We start from the raw sequence: 19590 nt of genomic DNA on the forward strand, positions 1-19590 counted from the left end.
GGACGCCTAGCGCTGTCGGTCGTAGCGCGAGAAGCCCACGAGGATGTCGCGCTGGATGCCGAACATCTGGCGCTCCTCGGCCGGCTCGGCGTGGTCGAAGCCCAACAGGTGGAGGATGCCGTGCGTGGTCAGCAGCAACAGCTCATCCATCAGCGAATGGCCGGCGGTCTCGGCCTGCACCTGCGCCACCTGCGGGCACAGCACGACGTCGCCGAGCAGCCCGGCGGGCGCGGGCTCCTCTTCGGTTCCGGGGCGCAGCTCATCCATGGGGAAGCTCAGCACGTCGGTGGGGCCCGGCTCGTCCATCCACTGCACGTGCAGCTGCTCCATGGCCGCCTCGTCCACCAGCACGATCGCGAGCTCGGCGTCGGGGTGCACATGCATGATGTCCAGGGCGTAGCCGGCGAGGCGCTGCAGGGCGGACTCGTCCACCTCGACGGACGACTCGTTGTTGATCTCGATGCTCATCGTGCAGGGCCCTGTCGTTTCGGAAGGTGGTCGCGAGGCGTGCCGGCACGGCGCTCGGCGCGGTTGGCGAACTCGCGCGCCTCTTCGCGCTCGTACTGCCGGGCCTGCTGCCGGGCGTCGAACTCGGTGTACGCGTCGACGATGCGGCCGACGAGGCTGTGACGCACGACGTCCTCACTGGTCAGCCGCGAGAAGTGGATGTCGTCGATGTCTTTGAGCACGCGCGTGACCAGCCGGAGGCCGCTCGCCGCGTTCGGCAGGTCGACCTGGGTGATGTCGCCGGTGACGACCATCTTGGAGTTGAAGCCGAGACGCGTGAGGAACATCTTCATCTGCTCCGGCGTCGTGTTCTGGGCCTCGTCGAGGATGATGAACGAGTCGTTGAGCGTGCGCCCGCGCATGTAGGCGAGCGGCGCCACCTCGATGGTGCCTGCGGCGAGCAGCTTGGGCACGAGGTCGGGGTCGAGCATCTCGTTCAGGGCGTCGTAGAGCGGGCGCAGGTAGGGGTCGATCTTGTCGGTCAGGGTGCCGGGCAGATAGCCCAGCCGCTCGCCGGCCTCCACCGCAGGGCGGGTCAGGATGATCCGGCTGACCTCTTTGCGCTGGAGGGCCTGCACCGCCTTCGCCATCGCGAGGTAGGTCTTGCCGGTACCGGCGGGCCCGATGCCGAAGACGATCGTGTTGTGGTCGATCGCGTCGACGTACTGGCTCTGCCCGAGGGTCTTCGGCCGGATGCTCTTGCCGCGAGCCGTGAGGATGGCCTGGCTCAACACGTCGGACGGGCTGAGGTTCAGGTCGCTGCGCATCATGCGCGCCGAGCTCGCGACCTCCGCCGGACCGAGCTCCTGACCGTTGCGCACCATCTGCAGCAGCTCCTCGAGCAGCGCGCGGGCCGCCGCGACCTGGGTCGGATCGCCGGTCAGGCTGATCTCGTTGCCGCGCACGTGCACGTCGACCAGCGGGTACTGGCGCTCCAGCGTGGTCAGCAGGCGATCCTGCGGTCCGAGCAGTCGGACCATCTGGATTCCGTCGACGCTCAGTCTCGCCTCGGCCGAGCCGGCCGGGGCTACCGGGCCCGACGCGTCCGCAGGCGGGGTCGGCGTCGGTTCACTCGTCGCCAAGGCTTCCTTCCTCGAGCCCGCCCTCGGGCGAGCCCAGAATGTGGGCGTGCACGTGGAACACGGTCTGTCCCGCGCCCGCTCCGGTGTTGAAGATCAATCGGAAATCGCCGTCGGCGTGCTCGTCGGCGAGCTGCTTGGCGGTCGCCACCAGTTCGGCGAGCAGGCCGGGGTCGCCGGCGGCGAGTTCCACGACGTCGCGGTACCGCTCGGTCTTGGGCACCACCAGCAGGTGCACCGGCGCCTTCGGCGCGATGTCGCGGAACGCGATGATCCGCTCGCTGTCGAACACGACGTCGGCCGGGATCTCGCCCGCGATGATGCGCGAGAAGATCGAGCGCTCCCCTGTCTCCATGTCATCCATCCTATTCGTCGGGCCGACAGTCGTCGCGGGCTACCAGCGCCCGAGCGCCGCGTTCAGCACGGCCAGCGCCGCAGGGCCCGCCGTGGAGGTGCGCAGCACCGTGTCGCCGAGTCGTACGATTTCGCCGCCGGCGGCGCGGAAGGCCTCCAGCTCCTGCGGGGAGATCCCGCCCTCCGGACCCACGACGAGCGCCAGCGGGCGGCCGTCGGGGCGGACCGACGTCAGCGCCTGCGTCGCACCGGGCTCGAGCACCAGCAGCCGATGCGTGGCGGCCAGGGCCGCCACCTGCTTCGTCGACGACAGCTCGCCGACCTCCGGCGTCCAAGCGCGGATGGACTGCTTGCTCGCCTCGCGCACGATCGACGCCCAGCGGTCGCGGCCCTTGGCCACCTTCGGCCCCTCCCAGCGCGACACCGAGCGGGAGGCCGACCACGGCACGACCGCGTCCACACCGAGCTCGGTGGCCGCCTGCACCGCGAGCTCGTCGCGGTCGCCCTTGGCGAGCGCCTGCACCAACGTGATGGCCGGATCGGCGCGCGGGACGCGCTCCACGGCCTCCACGTCGATGGTCAGCTCGCTGCTCGTGGCGACCAGCACCTCGCCGGAGGCGACCAGGCCGCGACCGTTGCCGATCAGGACGCTCTCGCCGGGGCGGGTGCGGTTCACGGTCGAGGCGTGCTTGGCCTCCGCACCGGTGAGGGTCAGCCGCGCGCCGACCTCCACGTCGGCGAGGTCTTCACGCAGGTACAGCGAACTCATCGGTCGCGCCGCTCGCTCAGAGGTTGAGGAACCGGTCGCGGAGCTTGGCGAACAGCCCCTGCTGGAACCGCGCGAGCGAGGGCTCGGCGCTGTGGTGGGTCGACGCGAACTTCTTGATCAGTTCCTTCTCTTTGTGGTCGAGCTTGGTGGGCGTGACCACCTGGATGCCGACCCGCAGGTCGCCGCGGCCGCTGCCGCGCAGATGCGTGATCCCGCGATCCTTCACCGAGACGATGTCCGCGCTCTGCGTTCCGGGCTTCAGCTCGAGGCGGATGTCGCCGTCGAGCGCCTTCACCGTCGCCGTGGTGCCGAGGATGGCGTCGGCCATCGACACCTCCAGCGTGCACAGGAGGTCGTCGCCGTCGCGGCTGAAGACCTCGTGGTGCTTCACCTTGATCTCGAGGTAGAGGTCGCCGTTCGGGCCGCCCGCGGGGCCGGCCTCGCCCGAGCCCGGCATCTGCAGGCGCAGACCCGTCTCGACGCCGGCGGGGATGTCGACGGGAACCGTGCGGCGGGCGCGCACGCGGCCCTGACCCTGGCAGGTCACACACGGTGTGGCGATCACCGTTCCGTAGCCGCGGCAGCTGCCGCAGGGGCTGGACGTCATCACATTGCCGAGGAGCGAGCGCACCGAGCGCTGGATGCTGCCTGTGCCATGGCAGATGTCGCAGGTCACCGGCGCCGTGCCGGGCTGGCAGCACGAGCCGTTGCAGGTCTCGCAGACCACAGCCGTGTCGACCTCCAGGTCGCGGTGCGTGCCGAAGACGACCTCGTCGAGTTCGACCTCCACGCGCAGCAGGGCGTCCTGACCGCGCTCGCGACGCGACCGCGGACCGCGCGTCGCCCCGCCACCTCCGCCGAAGAACGTCTCGAAGATGTCGCCGAAGCCGGCGAAGTCGCCCGGGCCTCCTGCACCGCCGAACCCCGTCGGGCCGCCCAGGTCGTACTGCTGACGCTGCTGCGGGTCGCTGAGGACGTCGTAGGCGTGCGTGACGAGCTTGAAGCGCTCCTGCGCCTCGCTGCTGGGGTTGACGTCGGGGTGCAGCTCGCGCGCGAGCCGGCGGTACGCCTTCTTGATTTCGTCGGGGGTGGCGTTGCGGTCAACGCCGAGTACTTCGTAATGGTCGGCCAAAGTAAGGCTGTTCCTTCTGTTCGTCGCGTCGTGTTCGTCAGGTCGGTGTCAGTCGCCGAGGAGGCGGGAGAGGTAGCGGGCCACGGCGCGCACCGCGGCCATGTTGCCCGAGTAGTCCATGCGGAGCGGGCCGAGGAGGCCGACCCGGGCCAGATCGGAGCCGGAACTGTAGGTGCTCGACATGACGGAGGTCTCCGTCAGCCCGATGACCGCGTTCTCGCGCCCGATGCTCACGGCGACGCCGTGCTGGTCGAGCGCCATCTCGTCGAAGAGCCGCAGCAGGACCACCTGCTCCTCGATGGCCTCCAGCACGGGGGTGATGGAGCCGGGGAAGTCGGTCTCGGTGCGTGCCAGGTTCGCCGCGCCCGCCATCACCAGCTTGTCCTGGCGGTTGGCGGCGATCTGGTCGAGCAGCGCTCCGGCGACCGGGGCGACCAGCATACGGGTGCGGTCGCTCAGGTGGTCGGGCAGCTGCCTCAGGCGCGCGGCGGCGTCCACGAGCGACAGCCCGGCGGCCGCGCCGTTGATCGCGCCGCGGATCTCGGCGATCTCGGTGTCGTCGAGCTCCTCCTGCAGCTCGATCACGCGCTGCTCGACCGCGCCCGAGTCGGTGATGAGCACGCTGAGGAGGCGGCGCGGAGCGAGGGAGACCAGCTCGATGTGCCGGATCTTCGAACGCGCGACCGACGGATACTGCACCAGCGCGACCTGGTTCGTGAGCTGCGACAGCAGCCGCACCGTGCGCGAGAGCACGTCGTCGACGTCGACGGACTGCCCGAGGAACGTCTCGATCGCGGTGCGTTGCGCCGCGGACAGCGGACGCGCCTCCGCCAGGTGGTCGACGAACAGCCGGTAGCCCTTGTCGGTGGGCACCCGGCCGGAGGAGGTGTGCGGCGCGGCGATCAGCTGCTCCTCCTCCAGAAGAGCCATGTCGTTGCGGATGGTCGCGGCGGACACACCGAACGAATGCCGCTCCACGATGCTCTTGGAGCCGACCGGCTCCCGGGAGGCGACATAGTCCTGCACGATGACGCGGAGCACTTCGAGACTGCGTTCAGAGACCACGCCAACCGCCTCCTGTCGTCGCTGGGGCTCGAGGTTCGAGCGTACGGATCGAGCACGGGAAGGACCCCGGGCGGGCTGGCACTCGGAGATCCTGAGTGCTAATCATATCGCGTCCGCGTCGGAGAACGCTCAACGCGCGACACCGATGATTTACGCCGCGCCGCCACGGCTGTACGGTATGCGCACCGGCTCGGAAAAGCCCGCAGCCGACCACGAAAGGGTTTCCTCATGACAGACCCGACCCAGCCTCCCGCCGACGGCGACAGCGGACTCCCGCCGCAGCAGCCGTACGGCGCCCCCGCCGGCCAACCCGCCGGTCAGCCCGCCGGCGCGGTGCCTCCGCAGCAGGGGTACGCGGCGGCGCCGGCCGCTCCCCTCGACCCGGCCCAGGACAAGCAGTGGGCCTCCTTCGCCCACCTCGGCGGGATCCTCTGGTTCCTCCCGTCCCTCATCATCTGGCTCGTCTTCAAAGACCGGGGCGCCCTCACCAACCAGGAGGCCAAGGAGGCCCTCAACTGGCAGATCACGTGGATCATCGCGTGGGCCGTGTCCCAGGTGCTCGGGGTCATCATCGGCACGTTCACCTTCGGCATCGGCTACCTGCTGTTCAGCCTGCTCATCCCGTGGGCGCTGTACATCGTGAACCTCGTGTTCTCGATCCTCGGGTTCGTCAAGGTGAACAGCGGCGGCAGCTACCGCTACCCGATCAACTTCCGGTTCATCAAATAGCCGCCAGAAATCGGTCCAAGGCTCTCGGCTGCTTCTCAGGATCGGCCTCCGACCCCTAGGCTGAGACGCGTCATTACCCCATCGGAGGAGACAACACCATGTCCGCAACGCCCCCACCCCCGCCGCCTCAGCAGCCGTACGGAGGTCAGGCGCAGTCGCTGAGCCCGGCCGACGAGAAGCTCTGGGCCACCCTGATCCACATCGGCGGCATCCTGTTCAACTGGATCCCCGCTCTGGTCGGCTACCTCGTGCTCAAAGACCGCGGCCCGTTCATCCGGTCGCACACCGCCACCGCGCTGAACTTCCAGATCACGCTGTTCATCGGCTACGTGGTCGGCTGGATCCTCAGCATCGTCGGTATCGGCCTGATCATTCTGCTCGCCGTCTGGGTTCTCAACATCGTGTTCAGCATCATCGCGGCCATCAAGGCCAACCAGGGGCAGTTCTACACCTACCCCATCGCCATCAAGTTCGTGAGCTGAGACCGGAACCGGTCACTCGATCACTCCTCGGCGAGAAGCCGTCTCACGACGGCGTCCGCCAGCAGCCGCCCTCGCAGGGTCAGCACCACCGACCCGGCGAGGGCGGCTTTCGCGTCGACCAGGCCGTCGGCGATCAGCCCGGCGACGGCGCGACGGCCGGCAGGCTCCAACTCGTCGGTGCTCACGCCCTCCCGGATGCGGGTGAGCAGCAGGACGCGCTCGACGCGGCGGGTCTCGGCGTCGAGGGTCTCCCGGCCCGCGGCGGGCGACTCCCCCGCCAGAACGCGCTGGGCGTAGGCCGCCGGATGCTTCACGTTCCACCAGCGAACACCGCCCACGTGACTGTGCGCGCCGGGGCCCACGCCCCACCAGTCGTGCCCGAGCCAGTAGGCCAGGTTGTGGCGTGACCGGTGCGCGTCGTCGGTGGCCCAGTTGCTGACCTCGTACCAGCCGTAGCCGGCACCGGCGAGCCGCGCCTCGGCCAGCTCGTACATGTCGGCCTCGAGGTCGTCGTCCGGCTCCTGCACCGCGCCCGAGCGGATCTGGCGCGCGAGCTTCGTGCCGGGCTCGACGATGAGGGCGTAGGCGGAGACGTGGTCGGGCTCGCACGCCAGCGCCGCGTCGAGCGAGCGTGACCAGTCGTCGAGTGTCTCCCCGGGCGTGCCGTAGATCAGATCGAGGCTCACCTGGAGGCCGGCCTCCCGTGCCCACCGCACCACGAGAGGGACGCGCTCGGGGTCGTGCGTGCGCTCCAGGGTCGCGAGCACGCTCGGAACGGCGGATTGCATGCCGAACGACACACGCGTGAACCCCGCGTCGGCGAGCCGGCGCAGGTCGTCGGCGTCCACCGAGTCGGGGTTGGCCTCCGTGGTCACCTCGGCCCCGCCGGCGATTCCCCACGCGTCCCGTACGGCCCCGAGCATCGACCCCAGGTCGTCCGGAGGCAGCAGGGTCGGCGTGCCGCCCCCGAAGAAGACGGTCGACACCTCCCGGGCGGGCACACCGCTGCGCTCGAGCGCCTCCGCGGCGAACGCGACCTCCCTGACCGCGTGACCGGCGTACTCCGACTGCGAGACGCCGCGCAGCTCGGTGGCGGTATAGGTGTTGAAGTCGCAGTAGCCGCAGCGCACCCGGCAGAACGGCACGTGCAGGTAGACCCCGAAGTCACGGGCGTCGGCGCCGACGGCCGCGGTGCCGGGCAGGACGCCGTCGGCGGGCGCCGGGTCGCCCAGCGGGAGGGCGCCGGGCATCAGGCCGACCGCGCGGGCAGGAGCGAGCGCAGGTACTTCTTGGTGTACGCGTTCTGGGTGGCGCGCAGCACCGGGTAGCCCAGCCGGTAGAAGCCGTTGGCGGGCCGGGAGAACGCGCGGACGACGAACCAGACGGTCCCGTCGTCGCGCAGCTCGACGAGGAACGCCTCCTCGCCGCTCTCGGGGTGCCCCTTGAGCGTGCCGTAGGCGAAACCGCGACGGTGCGGCTCGTCGATGACGTAGACCACCCGGCACGGCGCCGACACCCTGAACGGCCCGAACGGGATCTTCAGCACGGCGGTCATCCCGTTGCGGATGAACGGCGTGCCGTCGTCGGTGAAGACATCCTCTTCGACGCGGTGCTCCCGCATCCCGCGCGGTGTGCCGTCGTCGTCGAACTCGATGCCCTCGTACTGGACGCCGGTACCCTCCTCGACCTGCGTGACGCGGATGCCGCTGCCGCGCTGCACCCCCCAGCTCATCAGAGCGGCCGTAGCCGACTCGAACCGCTCCTCGCCGCTGCCCAGCCGCACCTCGCGTTCCAGCGGCCGGTAACCCTTCGGCGGGTAGTACAGAAGGTCGGCGGCCTGCGTACCGCCGACGGACCCGTACGTGACGGGCTGGTCGGTGAAGCTCGTGCGGCGCATGGGAACTATCCTCCGTCAATCGGCAGCGGAGCGCGAACCGGAGGCCGCGTCGGCGTTACTTCTTGTCCTTCTTCTCGGTGTCGCCCGACAGCGCCGCGATGAAGGCTTCCTGGGGGACCTCGACGCGGCCGACCATCTTCATGCGCTTCTTGCCCTCCTTCTGCTTCTCGAGCAGCTTGCGCTTGCGGGTGATGTCGCCGCCGTAGCACTTGGCGAGCACGTCTTTGCGCATCGCGCGGATGTTCTCGCGCGCGATGATGCGGGCGCCGATCGCGGCCTGGATGGGGACCTCGAACTGCTGGCGCGGGATGAGCTCGCGCAGGCGGCCGGCCATCATCGTGCCGTAGGCGTAGGCCTTGTCGCGGTGCACGATCGCACTGAACGCGTCGACCGTCTCGCCCTGCAGGAGGATGTCGACCTTCACGAGGTCGGCCTCCTGCTCGCCGAACGGCTCGTAGTCGAGGGAGGCGTACCCGGCGGTGCGGCTCTTCAACTGGTCGAAAAAGTCGAAGACGATCTCGCCGAGCGGCATCGTGTAGCGGATCTCGACGCGGTCCTCGCCGAGGTACTCCATGCCGAGAAGGGTGCCGCGGCGGCCCTGGCAGAGCTCCATGATGACGCCGACGTAGTCCTTCGGCGCGAGGATGGCCGCCTTGACGACCGGCTCCTCCACCTTGTCGACCTTGCCGCCGGGGAACTCGCTCGGGTTCGTGACCGTGACGACCTTCTTGTCCTCCGTGGTGACCTCGTAGATCACGCTGGGAGCGGTGGTGATCAGGTCGAGGCCGAACTCGCGGGAGAGGCGCTCGGTGATGATCTCCAGGTGCAGGAGGCCGAGGAAGCCGCAGCGGAAACCGAAGCCGAGCGCGACCGACGTCTCGGGCTCGTACACGAGCGCCGCATCGGAGAGTTTGAGTTTGTCGAGGGCCTCGCGCAGCTCCGGGTAGTCGCTGCCGTCGATCGGGTACAGACCGGAGAACACCATCGGCTTCGGCTCGGTGTAGCCGGCGAGGGCGTCTTTCGCGGGCTTGACGGCTGTGGTCACCGTGTCGCCGACCTTCGACTGGCGCACGTCCTTCACACCGGTGATGAGGTAGCCGACCTCGCCGACGCCGAGACCCTTCGACGGGGTCGGCTCGGGCGCGGACACGCCGATCTCGAGGATCTCGTGGGTGGCTTTCGTCGACATCATCTGGATGCGCTCGCGCGGTCCCAGCTTGCCGTCGACCATGCGCACGTATGTCACCACGCCGCGGTAGCTGTCGTACACGGAGTCGAAGATCATCGCCCGCGCAGGAGCGTCGGCCACGCCGACCGGCGCGGGGATCTCTTGGACGACCCGGTCGAGCAGTGCCTCCACGCCCATGCCGGTCTTTCCGGAGACGCGCAGCACGTCCTCCGGACGCCCGCCGATGAGGCTGGCGAGCTCGGCCGCGTACTTGTCGGGGTCGGCGGCAGGGAGGTCGATCTTGTTGAGCACGGGGACGATGGTGAGATCGTTCTCGAGCGCGAGATACAGGTTCGCCAGCGTCTGGGCCTCGATGCCCTGCGCGGCGTCGACGAGGAGGATCGCGCCCTCGCACGCGGCCAGCGACCGCGACACCTCGTAGGTGAAGTCGACGTGCCCCGGCGTGTCGATCATGTTCAGCGCGAAGGTCTCGCCCTCGAGCGCCCACGGCATCCGCACGGCCTGGCTCTTGATCGTGATGCCGCGCTCGCGCTCGATGTCCATGCGGTCGAGGTACTGCGCGCGCATGTCCCGGTCGGAGACCACTCCGGTGATCTGCAGCATGCGGTCGGCCAGCGTCGACTTGCCGTGGTCGATGTGCGCGATGATGCAGAAGTTGCGGATGGAGGCCGGGTCGGTCGCGGCGGGCTCGAGGGGCTTCAGGGCTCGTGGTGACATTGTGGGCTCATTCTCCCATGAAGCGACCACCGCGCGCCGCCGTGGCCGGCGCTCAGGCGAAGCGTTCGCCGCGCTCGACGACGTGGCCGGCGCCGTCCTGCCAGCGGTAGACCTCGGTGCCGTCGATGAAGACGCGCTCGGCGCGCGAGTTGACGTCGAGCGGGTCGCCGGACCACACCACGATGTCGCCGTCGCGGCCGGCCTCGAGCGCGCCGACGCGGTCGTCGAGGCCGAGGAATGCGGCGGGGTTCACCGTGAGCGCCTCCAGCGCCGTCTCACGAGGGAGGCCCTCCTTGACGGCGAGCGACGCCTGGTGCACCAGGAAGTTGATCGGCACGACCGGGTGATCCGTCGTGATGGCGACCCGCACGCCGGCGGCGGCGATCAGGGCGAGGTTGCCGATGGCGCGGTCGCGCAGCTCCACCTTGGAACGCGACGTGAACATCGGGCCGAAGATGACCGGGATGTCGCGCTCTGCGAGCACGTCGGCGATCTTGTGCGCCTCGGTGCCGTGGTTGACGACGAGCTTGTAGCCGAACTCGTCGGCGAGACGGATCGCGGTGGCGATGTCGTCGTGACGGTGGGTGTGCTGATCCCAGACCAGCTCGCCGGCGAGCACGCGCGCCAGCGTCTCCTTGGTCAGGTCGCGCGAGAAGGCTTTGCCATCGCGCTCGGCCTCGGCGCGGGCGGCAGCGTAGTTCTGCGCGTCGACGAACGCCTCGCGGATGATCATCGCGACGCCGAGACGGGTGCTCGGCGTCTGGTTCTTGCCGCCGTAGACGCGCTTCGGGTTCTCGCCCAGCGCCGACTTGACGCTCACCGCCTCCTTGATCACCTGCTCGTCGATCGTGCGGCCGCCCCAGCTCTTGATCGCGACGGTCTGACCGCCGATCGGGTTGCCGGATCCCGGCTTGACCACGATGGCGGTGACGCCGCCGGCGAGGGCGTCCCTGAAGCCCTCGTCGTCGATGTTCACGGCGTCGATGGCGCGCACGGCAGCGGTGTTCGGCGTCGTCATCTCGTTGGTGTCGTCACCGGCCGGGCCGTTCGCCTCCTCGTGGATGCCGACGTGACCGTGGGCCTCGACGAACCCGGGGAGGACCCACTTGCCGCTCGCGTCGACGACGCTGACGCCGGACGGCACGGTGATCTCCGACGCGGAGCCGACCGCGGTGATCCGACCGTCTTCGACGATCACCGTGCCCTTCTCGATCGGTTCCCCGGCGACGGGGACGACGTACGCGTTGACGATGGCGATGCTCGATGCGGTCATGGGCTCGAGCCTACGCTCGCCGGGAACGCGGTCGCAGACGTCGTGTTGACTGGAGGTATGACCATTCTTCTGACCGGCGCGACCGGCTACATCGGATCCTCCGTCCTCCCTCGCCTCCTCGACGAGGGGCACGCTGTGACCGCGCTGGTGCGCGACGAGTCGAAGGCGCAGCTCGTGCGCGACGCCGGCGCGACCGCGATCGTGGGCGACGCCACCGACCGAGCGCTCGTGACGCGGCTCGCCCGCGAGAGCGACGGCGTCATACACCTGGCCTCGAGCCGCGACGTGGACCCGGTGTTCATCGCGGCGGTGCTCGACGGGCTCGGGGACAGCGGCAAGCCCTTCGTGCACACCGGCGGCATCTGGACCTACGGCTCGAATGCCGACATCGCCGAGGACTCCCCCGCGGCGCCTCCCGCCCTCACGGCCTGGCGCGGGGAGAACGAGGCCGTCGTGCTCGCCACTCGGGGCGTGCGCGGCTCGGTCGTCGTGCCGTCGATCGTCTACGGGCACGGCAAGGGGCTGGCCCGGCAGATCGTGGACGCCCCGCGCGGTTCGGGGGTCGCTCCCGCGCTGCAGCTCATCGGCGACGGCTCGCAGCACTGGGCGACCGTCCACGTCGACGATCTGGCCGCGCTCTATGTGCTGGCACTCGAGAACGGAGGCGCGGGCGAGGTCTACATCGCCGCGGGCGGCGCCAACCCGACCGTCCGGGACCTCGGCGAGCTTGCGGCGCGTGCGGCGGACGTCGCGGGCGGCGTGGAGGCCGAGACCGTCGAGCAGACATCGGAGCGGCTCGGCGCCGGGCTCGCCGAGGCGCTGCTGCTCGACCAGCAGGCCCGCGGGGCCAAGGCGCGCATCGACCTGGGCTGGGAGCCGAACGGCCCGACGCTGGCGGACGAGATCGCGAGCGGCAGCTACGCTCCGGAGCTGTCGCGCAGCTGAGGCTCCCGCGCTCCGGACCGTTCGCCGGTTCTCCCGCGTTTGGCGTGGAGGCCGCCCGCTGCTAAAGTTGTTTGTTGGCTTGCGTGTGGGTTCGTCCGCACGAACGCCGCGAGGCGCCCTCTCTCGCTGAGCGGCACATCCGTTACTCACTTCGAACGAAAGTACTCATCCGTGGCAAACATCAAGTCGCAGATCAAGCGCAACAAGACCAACAAGAAGGCGCAGGAGCGCAACAAGGCGGTCAAGAGCCAGCTGAAGACGGCCATCCGCGCCACCCGCGAGGCCGTCGTCGCCGGCGACAAGGAGAAGGCGACCGCGGCGCTGCGGCTCGCCGCGAAGAAGATCGACAAGGCGGCCAGCAAGGGCGTCATCCACAAGAACCAGGCGGCGAACCGCAAGTCGGCCATCGCCAAGCAGGTCGCCGCGCTCTAAGCAGCGACCACTCGCGGGACCTGTCCCGCGCCGCGACGAGCCCCCGCCCCGTGAACAACGGGGGCGGGGGCTCGCTGCGTGTGCAGGCCCCTCCCGCGAGGACGCGCTCAGCCGCGGCCGCGGGCGCTGACGATGCGAATCATGCGTTCAAGCGCGAACACGGGGTCGCGTCCGCCGCCTTTGACGTTGGCATCGGTCTCGGCGAGCACCTCGATGCAGCGCCCGAGGCCGTCCTCCGTCCAGCCGGCGAGATCGCGGCGGGCACGATCGACCTGCCAGGGCGCCAGGCCGAACTGCTGAGCGAGCTGCCCGGAGCCGCCGCGGGCGCCAGAGAGCTTCGCCATGGTGCGGATCTTGCTGGCGAACGCCGCCACCATGGGCACCGGGTCGGCGCCGGAGGCGAGTGCGTGGCGCATCGTCACCAGGGCCTCGCCGTGCCGGCCGGCGATGGCCGCGTCGGCGACCTGGAACGCGTTCGTCTCGACCCGGCCTCCGTAGTACTTGTCGACGGTGGCCTCGGTGATCTGCTCCGCGGCGTCGGAGATCAGCTGCTGGCACGCCGCGGCGAGCTCGGCCAGGTCGTCGGTGAACGCCGACGTCAGCGATCTCAGGGCGCCCGGCGTGATCTTGCGGCCGGCCGCCGTGAACTCCGCCTGCGCGAAGTCGTACTTCTCGGCGTCCTTCTTGAGCTCGGCGCAGACGATCTCGATTCCGCCTCCGGTACCCGCACGGATGGTGTCGAGCAGCTTCTTGCCGCGGACCCCGCCCGCGTGCCGGAGAACAACGACGGTTCCCTCGGCCGGTGCGGAGAGGTAGTCGAGCATCTCGGCGAGGAAGCCGTCTCCGGTCTTCTCGACCGCGTCGACCCGGATCAGACGCGGCTCTCCGAACAGGGAGGGGCTCGCGAGCGTGAGGAGCTCGCCCGGCGCGTAATCCGCAGCCGAGACGTCGCTGATCTCGAGGCTCGGATCTTCCTGCTTGAGGAGGTCGCGCAGCATCCGTGTGGCGCGATCGGCGAGGAACCCCTCCGTTCCCGACACCAGCACGACCGGGGCAGGACGGATCTGGTTCCACGGCAGCTGCGGGATCGCGCTCTTCGCGGTCGTCGTGCCCGCCCGGCCTCGCGAGCCGCCCCTGCTGTTGCTTCGTGTCGCCACGTTCCTCCTCGTCCGTATCCAGGATACGGGGGACCACCGGCACTCCCCTCCTCCGGACGCTCGACCCACAGCGCCGGGCCCGAGGCGTTCGACGACACCAGCAGCATCCCGGAGCGATCCGTACGCGCCGCGGCTGTGCCTACCTCCTCGAGCATCGACAGAGCCCGCCGGGTCGGATGACCGTATCCGTTGTCCACGCCGACGGAAACCAGCCCGAGGCGCGCACGGAGGTCCTGGTAGAGCCGCGGGCTCTGATCGGCGGAGCCATGATGCGCGACCTTCACCACATCCACGGGCTCGGTGCCATGCGCGTGCAGCGCATCCTGCTCGGTCTCGCCGAGGTCGCCGAGGAAGAGCGCGCGGAGACCATGGCCCTCTGAGCGAACGACCAGACTGCCGGCGTTGCCGCTCAGCGAGGCAGCGCCCGGCGCGGGCGCGGGCGGCCAGACGATCCGCCAGGATGTTCCGCCGAGGTGCCCTGACATCCCCTCGGCCCCGGACTCGACCGTCATGCCCGCCTGCCGAAGCCTTTCCAGCAGCGCGTGGTCGGCCGGACGGTCAGGCGCCCCGACGATCGCCCGGTCGGTGCGACCGAGCACCGCATCGACCCCACCCACATGATCGGCGTCGAAGTGCGTGAGCAGCACCCAGTCGAGACGGTCGATGCCGAGAGCGTCCAGGCAATCCGCGAGCGGCTGGGGCCGCCGCCCGACGTCGATGACCGCGCTCCTGCCGCCGTCACGGAGGACCAACGCGTCGCCCTGACCGACGTCGCATGCGGCGATGACCCAGTCCGGCGGCCGGCCGAGCGCGAGGCCTATCTCGCGGCCGCCGAGCGAGCCCGCATACACGAGCGCTCCCCCGACCAGCGCCACGGCCGCCGACGTGGCGACCGCCTTCGGGAGCCTTCGCCGCGATGCCACGACCGCGACTGCGACGAGCACGGCAGCGCACAGACCGACCCCGAGGAGTCCATCCGGCCACGGCAGCGCCGCGCCCGGAAGACCGGACGCGAACCGCGCGACCTGTGAGATCCAGGCAGAAGGCGCCCAGGCGATCCAGACCAGGAGCTGCCCGACGGCCGGCGTCCACGGCAGCAGGAGGCAGGCCACGCAGCCGAGCACCGTGGCGACAGGCGCCGCCGGTTCGGCGACGAGGTTCGCGGGGACGCCGAAGAGCGGCAGCGTCGGGCTGAGCAGGATGAGGACCGGCTGGCACGCGAGCTGCGCCGCCGTCGGCACGGAGAGGGCGAGCGCGATCCCTCGCGGGAGCCATCGCGCCAGGCCGTGCGCCAACGGGCGCGCGAGCAGCAGCAGCCCCGCGGTCGCGAGAGCCGAGAGCGCGAAGCCGTAGTCGCGTGCGAGCCACGGATCGTGGACGAGCAGCACGATCACGGCCAAGGCGAGTGCCGGGAGGCCGTCTGCGACTCGGCCGCGAGCGAGCCCGACGAGCACGACGGTCGCCATCGCCGCGGCACGCAGCACGCTGGCACCCGGCCCGACGAGCGCGACGAAGGCCGCGAGCGCGGTGGCGGCCGCGACGATGCGCGCTCGGCGCCCGAGGCCGACGCCGCGTGCGAGCAGGAAGACGAGTCCCGTGACGAGCGCGCAGTTCGCCCCGGAGACCGCGGTCAGGTGGCTCAGCGAGGAGGTCTTCATCGCCTCGTCGAGGTCGGAAGTGACGGCGGTCTCGTCGCCGATCGCCAGACCCGGCAGCAGGTCGCCGCCATCGCCCGGCGTGGCGGCAGCGGCCGCCGCGAACGCGTTGCGCACGGGCGCCGCCCACGCGAGCCAGACGGGCGGACCCTCGCGCACCGTCGGGGTCGCAGAGGCTCGCAGGGAGAAGGTCGTCGCCTCCCCCGGGTCGTTCGGCTGCACCGATACGTCTGCCGCGATGATCGAGCCCAGCGCGAAGTCACGCACGGAACGGACATCGCCCGGCACGACCAGCGACACCGGAACACCGGCTGCGACCGCGGGCCGGTCACCCACGGCCGATGGACGCGGACTCTCGCCGGCGCTTTCCACCGTCGTTCCGCGCAGCCGCCAGCGCTCGACCCCGTCGAGCCCGGCCGCTGACCGTCGCGGAGCGCTCTCGACCCTGACGGCGACCTCCACTCGGTGATGAGTCTCGGCGACGGACTCGAGGGTCGCATCGGTTCGCAGCGGCGCTTGCGCTCCGATGGCCGCTGCGCCGAGTGCCGCCGTCGCCAGTGCGACGGCGACCGTCGCGAGACCGCGGAGTAGGGGGAAGACGCGTCCGCTGCCGCGTTGCGGCCGCCACGCACGATGGCCGGACCACACGGCTGCGACCAGAGCCAGCACCGCGAGCGCCCCCGCGCACACGGCGACGACGGGCATCGTCGCCGTGACCCCGATGCCGATGCCGCAGCAGAGCCACAGAGCAGTGGCGGGTATCGCCAGCCGGAGGTCGGGCATCACACGGTTACTCGGTCTTTGAGCGCGTCGAAGATCTTGTCTCCGACGCCCGACACGTTGCGGAGGTCGGTCACTGCGGCGAACCGTCCGTTGGCTTCGCGCCATTCGATGATGCGCTGCGCGAGCGCAGGGCCGATCCTGGGAAGCGTCTCGAGCTGCGCGGTCGTCGCACGGTTGAGGTCGATGAGGCCGCCGGCTCCTTCCGAACCCGCCTCGGGCGCTCCCTCGCCCTGCGGCGGCCCCTCGCCGACGACGGGGACCCGCAACTGCTCTCCGTCTTGGACGAGCCGCGCGAGGTTGACTCCCGCGTGGTCCGCGGTGTCGGCGAATCCCCCCGCGGCCTCGATGGCATCCACGACGCGCGAGCCGGCGGCCACGCGGATCAGCCCGGGCCGAATCACCGCACCCGAGACGTGGACGTAGAGCTCGTCAGCGCCTGCCGTCGCCGAGGGACCGGAGGACGGTGGGATCGGCGACGACGGAAGCGCTGACGCCGTCGGCAGCGGCACGTTCCGTCCACCTGCCATCCCGGACACGAGGACGGCGACGACGAACGCGCCGACGAGCAGCACGGTCGCCGCCCCGACGCCGACCCTCAGCCGACGCGACGGAGACCGTTCCGTATCTGCCGCCCGATGTCGCATCCCCTCACGTTAGGAAGGGATGCGGCCGCGCCACGGGCCGATGCCCGGATCCGTGGACAACACGAGCGGCGGTCCTCCTGGGGAGGACCGCCGCTCATCGTCGCGCCAGCGGAACAGACCGCGACACCGATCGGGACTCAGCCGCGCGTGGCGATGTTCACCAGTCGCGGGGCACGCACGATCACGTTCACGATCTCCCGGTCGCCGACCGAACGGGACACGGCCTCCGAGCCACGGGCCAGAGCCTCCAACTCGTCGCTGGTGATCTTCGGCGAGACCTCGGCCCGGTCGCGCACCTTGCCGTCGACCTGGAACACGGCCGTGACAGCCTCCTCGATCAGCAGCGTCGGGTCGGCCTTGCGCCACGGCACCAGCGCCACCGAGGGCTCGTAGCCGAGCTTCTGCCACATGTCCTCGGCCGCGTACGGAGCGAAGAGGTTCAGGGCCATCGCCGTGACCTCCGCCGCTTCGCGGACCGCGGCGTCGGCCGGGCCGGGACCGCCGTCGATCGCCTTGCGGGTCGCGTTCACCAGCTCCATCAGGCGGGCGACGACGACGTTGAACTTGAACGCCTCCACCAGACCCGGCGCGTCGGCCAGGAACCGGTGCGTGACGCGACGGAGCGCGGGGTCGCCGGTCTTCCAGACCACATCCGGCGCGCTCGTCACTTCGTGCGCGACGCGCCAGGCGCGCGCCAGGAACTTGGCGCTGCCCGCCGGCGACACGTCGGCCCAATCGATGTCGTCCTCCGGCGGCCCCGCGAACGCCATGGTCAGGCGCACCGCGTCGACGCCGTGCTCGTCCAGCTGCTCGGACAGCTTGACCAGGTTGCCGCGCGACTTGCTCATCGCCGAGCCGTCCATCAGGACCAGCCCCTGGTTGAGCAGAGCGGTGAACGGCTCCGTGAAGCTGATCGACCCCATGTCGAACAGCACCTTGGTGATGAAGCGCGCGTACAGCAGGTGCAGGATCGCGTGGCTCACGCCGCCGACGTACTGGTCGACCGGTGCCCACTTCTCCGCCTCCTTGGGGTCGAACGCCTGCGTCGAGTCGTTCGGGTCAAGGAAGCGCAGGAAGTACCACGAGCTGTCGACGAACGTGTCCATCGTGTCGGTGTCGCGCGTCGCCGGGCCGCCGCAGTCGGGGCAGGAGACGTTGACCCAGTCGGTCGCGCCCCCGAGCGGGCTGGTTCCCTTCGGCTGCAGGTCCAGGCCCTCGGCGGGAGGCAGCAGCACCGGCAGCTCGGACTCGGGCACCCGCACTTCGCCGCACTGCTCGCAGTGGATGATCGGGATAGGCGTGCCCCAGTACCGCTGACGCGAGATCAGCCAGTCGCGCAGGCGGAAGTTCTTGGCGGGAGCGCCCAGCCCCGACCCTTGCAGCGCCTCGGTGACACGACGGATGGCGTTCGACTTGCTCAGGCCGTCGAACGGCCCCGAGTTGATCAGCCGGCCCTCGCCGGTCAGGGCGACGCCCGTCTCCGCGGGGCTCTCCAGCGGGGCGTCCTCCGGCAGGATCGGCTCTCCCGTGACCGGGTCGGTGTGGATGACCGGGATGGCGCCCGTGACCGGCTGCGTGGTGTCGACGACGACGCGCACCGGCAGGTCGAACGCCCGGGCGAAGTCCAGGTCGCGCTGGTCGTGCGCGGGCACGGCCATGATCGCGCCGTGACCGTAGTCGCTCAGCACGTAGTCTGCCGCCCAGATCGGGATGCGCTCGCCCGTCAGCGGGTTGACCGCGTGCCGCTCCAGAAACACGCCGGTCTTCTCGCGGTCGGTGCTCAGTCGGTCCATCTCGGTGGTGCCGCGCACGGCCTCCAGGTACTGGTCGAAGCGGGCCTGCACCTCCGGACGCACGTCTGCCACCAGCTCGGCCGCGAGGTCGGAGTCGGGCGCGACGACCATGAAGGTCACGCCGTACAGCGTGTCAGGACGCGTCGTGTAGACCGTCACCGGCTCGTCGCGGCCTTCGATCGCGAACTGCACGTCGGCGCCGGTGGAGCGGCCGATCCAGTTGCGCTGCATCGACAGCACCTTGGACGGCCAGGCGCCCTCCAGCTGATTCAGGTTGTCCAGCAGCCGGTCGGCGTAGTCGGTGATGCGGAAGTACCACTGCGTCAGCTTCTTCTTGGTGACCAGGTTGTCGCAGCGCTCGCAGCGGCCGTTGACCACCTGCTCGTTGGCCAGCACGGTCTGGTCGAAGGGGCACCAGTTGACCTGGGAGGCCTTGCGGTACGCCAGGCCCCTCTCGTGCAGCTTCAGGAACAGCCACTGGTTCCAGCGGTAGTAGGCGGGGTCGCTCGTCTGCAGCACGCGGTCCCAGTCGAAGCTGGGGGCGTAGCGGCGCATGGAGGCCTTCTGCTGCGCGATGTTGTCGTTGGTCCACCCGGCGGGGTCGAGCCCGCGCTTGATCGCGGCGTTCTCGGCGGGCAGGCCGAACGAGTCCCAGCCGATCGGATGCAGCACGTTGAAGCCCTGCTGGCGCCAGTAGCGGGCGACGACGTCGCCCAGGGCGTACGCCTCCGCGTGACCCATGTGCAGGTCTCCGGAGGGGTAGGGGAACATGTCGAGCACGTACTTGCGCGGACGCTTGTCGTCGGGGTCGGCGGTGGAGAACGGCTTCAGCTCGTCCCAGATCGGAAGCCACTTGTTCTGGATCTCGGCGAAGTCGTAGTGCGCTCCGGCCTCGCGGACCGGTGCTGTACCTGAATCGTGCTCGTGTGCCACTGGACTCTCTCTCGGATGTCGCTGCGGCCGGACCGGCCTCGCAGCGAGAAGGCGT

The 19590-nt window shown here is 70.3% G+C and carries 17 protein-coding genes and 1 pseudogene; 4 read left to right on the forward strand and 14 right to left on the reverse strand.

Annotation, left to right across the window (positions count from 1 at the left end; all coding sequences use genetic code 11):
* Nucleotides 1-6: 6 nt before the first annotated feature.
* The 6 genes from ybeY to hrcA all read right to left on the reverse strand — a co-directional run bounded on the left by ybeY (nt 7) and on the right by hrcA (nt 4906).
* Entirely contained in the window at nt 7-468 is a 462-nt protein-coding gene (gene ybeY, locus AC0HS0_RS17800; RefSeq protein WP_472965478.1) for an rRNA maturation RNase YbeY, read from the reverse strand.
* Nucleotides 465-1487: a PhoH family protein gene (locus tag AC0HS0_RS17805; protein ID WP_472965555.1), complete on the reverse strand. Its 1023-nt coding sequence runs from the start codon at nt 1485-1487 to the stop codon at nt 465-467. The genes ybeY and AC0HS0_RS17805 overlap by 4 nt, the downstream gene beginning before the upstream one ends.
* Before the next feature lie 88 nt (nt 1488-1575).
* On the reverse strand, nt 1576-1941 hold the full coding sequence (locus AC0HS0_RS17810; protein WP_472965479.1) for a histidine triad nucleotide-binding protein: 366 nt from the start codon (nt 1939-1941) through the stop codon (nt 1576-1578).
* Nucleotides 1942-1980: 39 nt separating this feature from the next.
* Nucleotides 1981-2709 carry a 16S rRNA (uracil(1498)-N(3))-methyltransferase gene (locus AC0HS0_RS17815; protein WP_472965480.1) on the reverse strand — a complete coding sequence of 243 codons (729 nt, stop codon included), beginning with the start codon at nt 2707-2709 and terminating at the stop codon, nt 1981-1983.
* Nucleotides 2710-2725: 16 nt separating this feature from the next.
* On the reverse strand, nt 2726-3841 hold the full coding sequence (gene dnaJ / locus AC0HS0_RS17820) for a molecular chaperone DnaJ (protein WP_472965481.1): 1116 nt from the start codon (nt 3839-3841) through the stop codon (nt 2726-2728).
* A gap of 48 nt (nt 3842-3889) precedes the next feature.
* Nucleotides 3890-4906 carry a heat-inducible transcriptional repressor HrcA gene (gene hrcA, locus AC0HS0_RS17825; RefSeq protein WP_472965482.1) on the reverse strand — a complete coding sequence of 339 codons (1017 nt, stop codon included), beginning with the start codon at nt 4904-4906 and terminating at the stop codon, nt 3890-3892.
* Nucleotides 4907-5134: 228 nt separating this feature from the next.
* Here hrcA and AC0HS0_RS17830 point away from each other — a divergent pair, with 228 nt between their 5' ends.
* Both AC0HS0_RS17830 and AC0HS0_RS17835 read left to right on the forward strand, forming a co-directional pair.
* Nucleotides 5135-5635: a magnetosome magnetite crystal formation protein family gene (locus tag AC0HS0_RS17830; protein WP_472965483.1), complete on the forward strand. Its 501-nt coding sequence runs from the start codon at nt 5135-5137 to the stop codon at nt 5633-5635.
* 98 nt (nt 5636-5733) lie between these two features.
* Nucleotides 5734-6117, forward strand: coding sequence for a DUF4870 domain-containing protein (locus AC0HS0_RS17835; protein WP_241701756.1), 384 nt, complete (start codon nt 5734-5736; stop codon nt 6115-6117).
* Between the two features lie 20 nt (nt 6118-6137).
* Here the strand turns inward: AC0HS0_RS17835 and hemW are convergent, their stop codons facing one another.
* The 4 genes from hemW to AC0HS0_RS17855 are packed head-to-tail and all read right to left on the reverse strand — an operon-like array spanning nt 6138 to nt 11193.
* Nucleotides 6138-7367, reverse strand: coding sequence for a radical SAM family heme chaperone HemW (gene hemW, locus AC0HS0_RS17840; RefSeq protein ID WP_472965484.1), 1230 nt, complete (start codon nt 7365-7367; stop codon nt 6138-6140).
* Nucleotides 7367-8014 (reverse strand): DUF1990 family protein, encoded by a 648-nt coding sequence (locus AC0HS0_RS17845; RefSeq protein WP_472965485.1) that lies wholly within the window; start codon nt 8012-8014, stop codon nt 7367-7369. The genes hemW and AC0HS0_RS17845 overlap by 1 nt, the downstream gene beginning before the upstream one ends.
* 55 nt (nt 8015-8069) lie before the next feature.
* Entirely contained in the window at nt 8070-9920 is a 1851-nt protein-coding gene (gene lepA, locus AC0HS0_RS17850; protein ID WP_472965486.1) for a translation elongation factor 4, read from the reverse strand.
* Between the two features lie 52 nt (nt 9921-9972).
* A complete protein-coding gene (locus tag AC0HS0_RS17855; RefSeq protein WP_472965487.1) occupies nt 9973-11193 on the reverse strand; it encodes an amidohydrolase in 1221 nt (406 codons plus the stop codon).
* A gap of 57 nt (nt 11194-11250) precedes the next feature.
* Here AC0HS0_RS17855 and AC0HS0_RS17860 point away from each other — a divergent pair, with 57 nt between their 5' ends.
* Both AC0HS0_RS17860 and rpsT read left to right on the forward strand, forming a co-directional pair.
* Nucleotides 11251-12138 carry an NAD-dependent epimerase/dehydratase family protein gene (locus tag AC0HS0_RS17860; protein ID WP_472965488.1) on the forward strand — a complete coding sequence of 296 codons (888 nt, stop codon included), beginning with the start codon at nt 11251-11253 and terminating at the stop codon, nt 12136-12138.
* Between the two features lie 171 nt (nt 12139-12309).
* Entirely contained in the window at nt 12310-12570 is a 261-nt protein-coding gene (gene rpsT / locus AC0HS0_RS17865; protein ID WP_472965489.1) for a 30S ribosomal protein S20, read from the forward strand.
* Nucleotides 12571-12677: 107 nt separating this feature from the next.
* On the opposite strand, the gene holA is transcribed toward rpsT, so the two are convergent.
* The 4 genes and pseudogenes from holA to leuS all read right to left on the reverse strand — a co-directional run bounded on the left by holA (nt 12678) and on the right by leuS (nt 19535).
* Complete coding sequence (gene holA, locus AC0HS0_RS17870; RefSeq protein WP_472965490.1) at nt 12678-13568, reverse strand: DNA polymerase III subunit delta; 891 nt, start codon at nt 13566-13568, stop codon at nt 12678-12680.
* A gap of 557 nt (nt 13569-14125) precedes the next feature.
* Nucleotides 14126-16270, reverse strand: a pseudogene (locus AC0HS0_RS17875) (ComEC/Rec2 family competence protein); the annotation flags it as partial.
* Nucleotides 16165-16809: a helix-hairpin-helix domain-containing protein gene (locus AC0HS0_RS17880; RefSeq protein ID WP_472965491.1), complete on the reverse strand. Its 645-nt coding sequence runs from the start codon at nt 16807-16809 to the stop codon at nt 16165-16167. The gene AC0HS0_RS17880 and the pseudogene AC0HS0_RS17875, both read right to left, overlap by 106 nt.
* Before the next feature lie 137 nt (nt 16810-16946).
* Nucleotides 16947-19535, reverse strand: a complete 2589-nt coding sequence (gene leuS, locus AC0HS0_RS17885; protein ID WP_472965492.1) for a leucine--tRNA ligase — start codon at nt 19533-19535, stop codon at nt 16947-16949.
* Nucleotides 19536-19590: the final 55 nt, after the last annotated feature.

The sequence above is a fragment of the Leifsonia sp. PARNA 1/14 genome, from assembly GCF_055720965.1.

Bases quoted from the DNA above. Each gene is read 5' to 3' on its own strand.
- AC0HS0_RS17830 (WP_472965483.1), top strand. From the start codon at position 5,135: ATGACAGACCCGACCCAGCCTCCCGCCGACGGCGACAGCGGACTCCCG.
- AC0HS0_RS17805 (WP_472965555.1), bottom strand. From the start codon at position 1,487: ATGGTCCGACTGCTCGGACCGCAGGATCGCCTGCTGACCACGCTGGAG.
- AC0HS0_RS17860 (WP_472965488.1), top strand. From the start codon at position 11,251: ATGACCATTCTTCTGACCGGCGCGACCGGCTACATCGGATCCTCCGTC.
- AC0HS0_RS17810 (WP_472965479.1), bottom strand. From the start codon at position 1,941: ATGGAGACAGGGGAGCGCTCGATCTTCTCGCGCATCATCGCGGGCGAG.
- AC0HS0_RS17845 (WP_472965485.1), bottom strand. From the start codon at position 8,014: ATGCGCCGCACGAGCTTCACCGACCAGCCCGTCACGTACGGGTCCGTC.
- AC0HS0_RS17880 (WP_472965491.1), bottom strand. From the start codon at position 16,809: ATGCGACATCGGGCGGCAGATACGGAACGGTCTCCGTCGCGTCGGCTG.
- lepA (WP_472965486.1), bottom strand. From the start codon at position 9,920: ATGTCACCACGAGCCCTGAAGCCCCTCGAGCCCGCCGCGACCGACCCG.
- holA (WP_472965490.1), bottom strand. From the start codon at position 13,568: ATGCTGCGCGACCTCCTCAAGCAGGAAGATCCGAGCCTCGAGATCAGC.
- AC0HS0_RS17835 (WP_241701756.1), top strand. From the start codon at position 5,734: ATGTCCGCAACGCCCCCACCCCCGCCGCCTCAGCAGCCGTACGGAGGT.
- AC0HS0_RS17855 (WP_472965487.1), bottom strand. From the start codon at position 11,193: ATGACCGCATCGAGCATCGCCATCGTCAACGCGTACGTCGTCCCCGTC.
- hemW (WP_472965484.1), bottom strand. From the start codon at position 7,367: ATGCCCGGCGCCCTCCCGCTGGGCGACCCGGCGCCCGCCGACGGCGTC.
- AC0HS0_RS17815 (WP_472965480.1), bottom strand. From the start codon at position 2,709: ATGAGTTCGCTGTACCTGCGTGAAGACCTCGCCGACGTGGAGGTCGGC.
- ybeY (WP_472965478.1), bottom strand. From the start codon at position 468: ATGAGCATCGAGATCAACAACGAGTCGTCCGTCGAGGTGGACGAGTCC.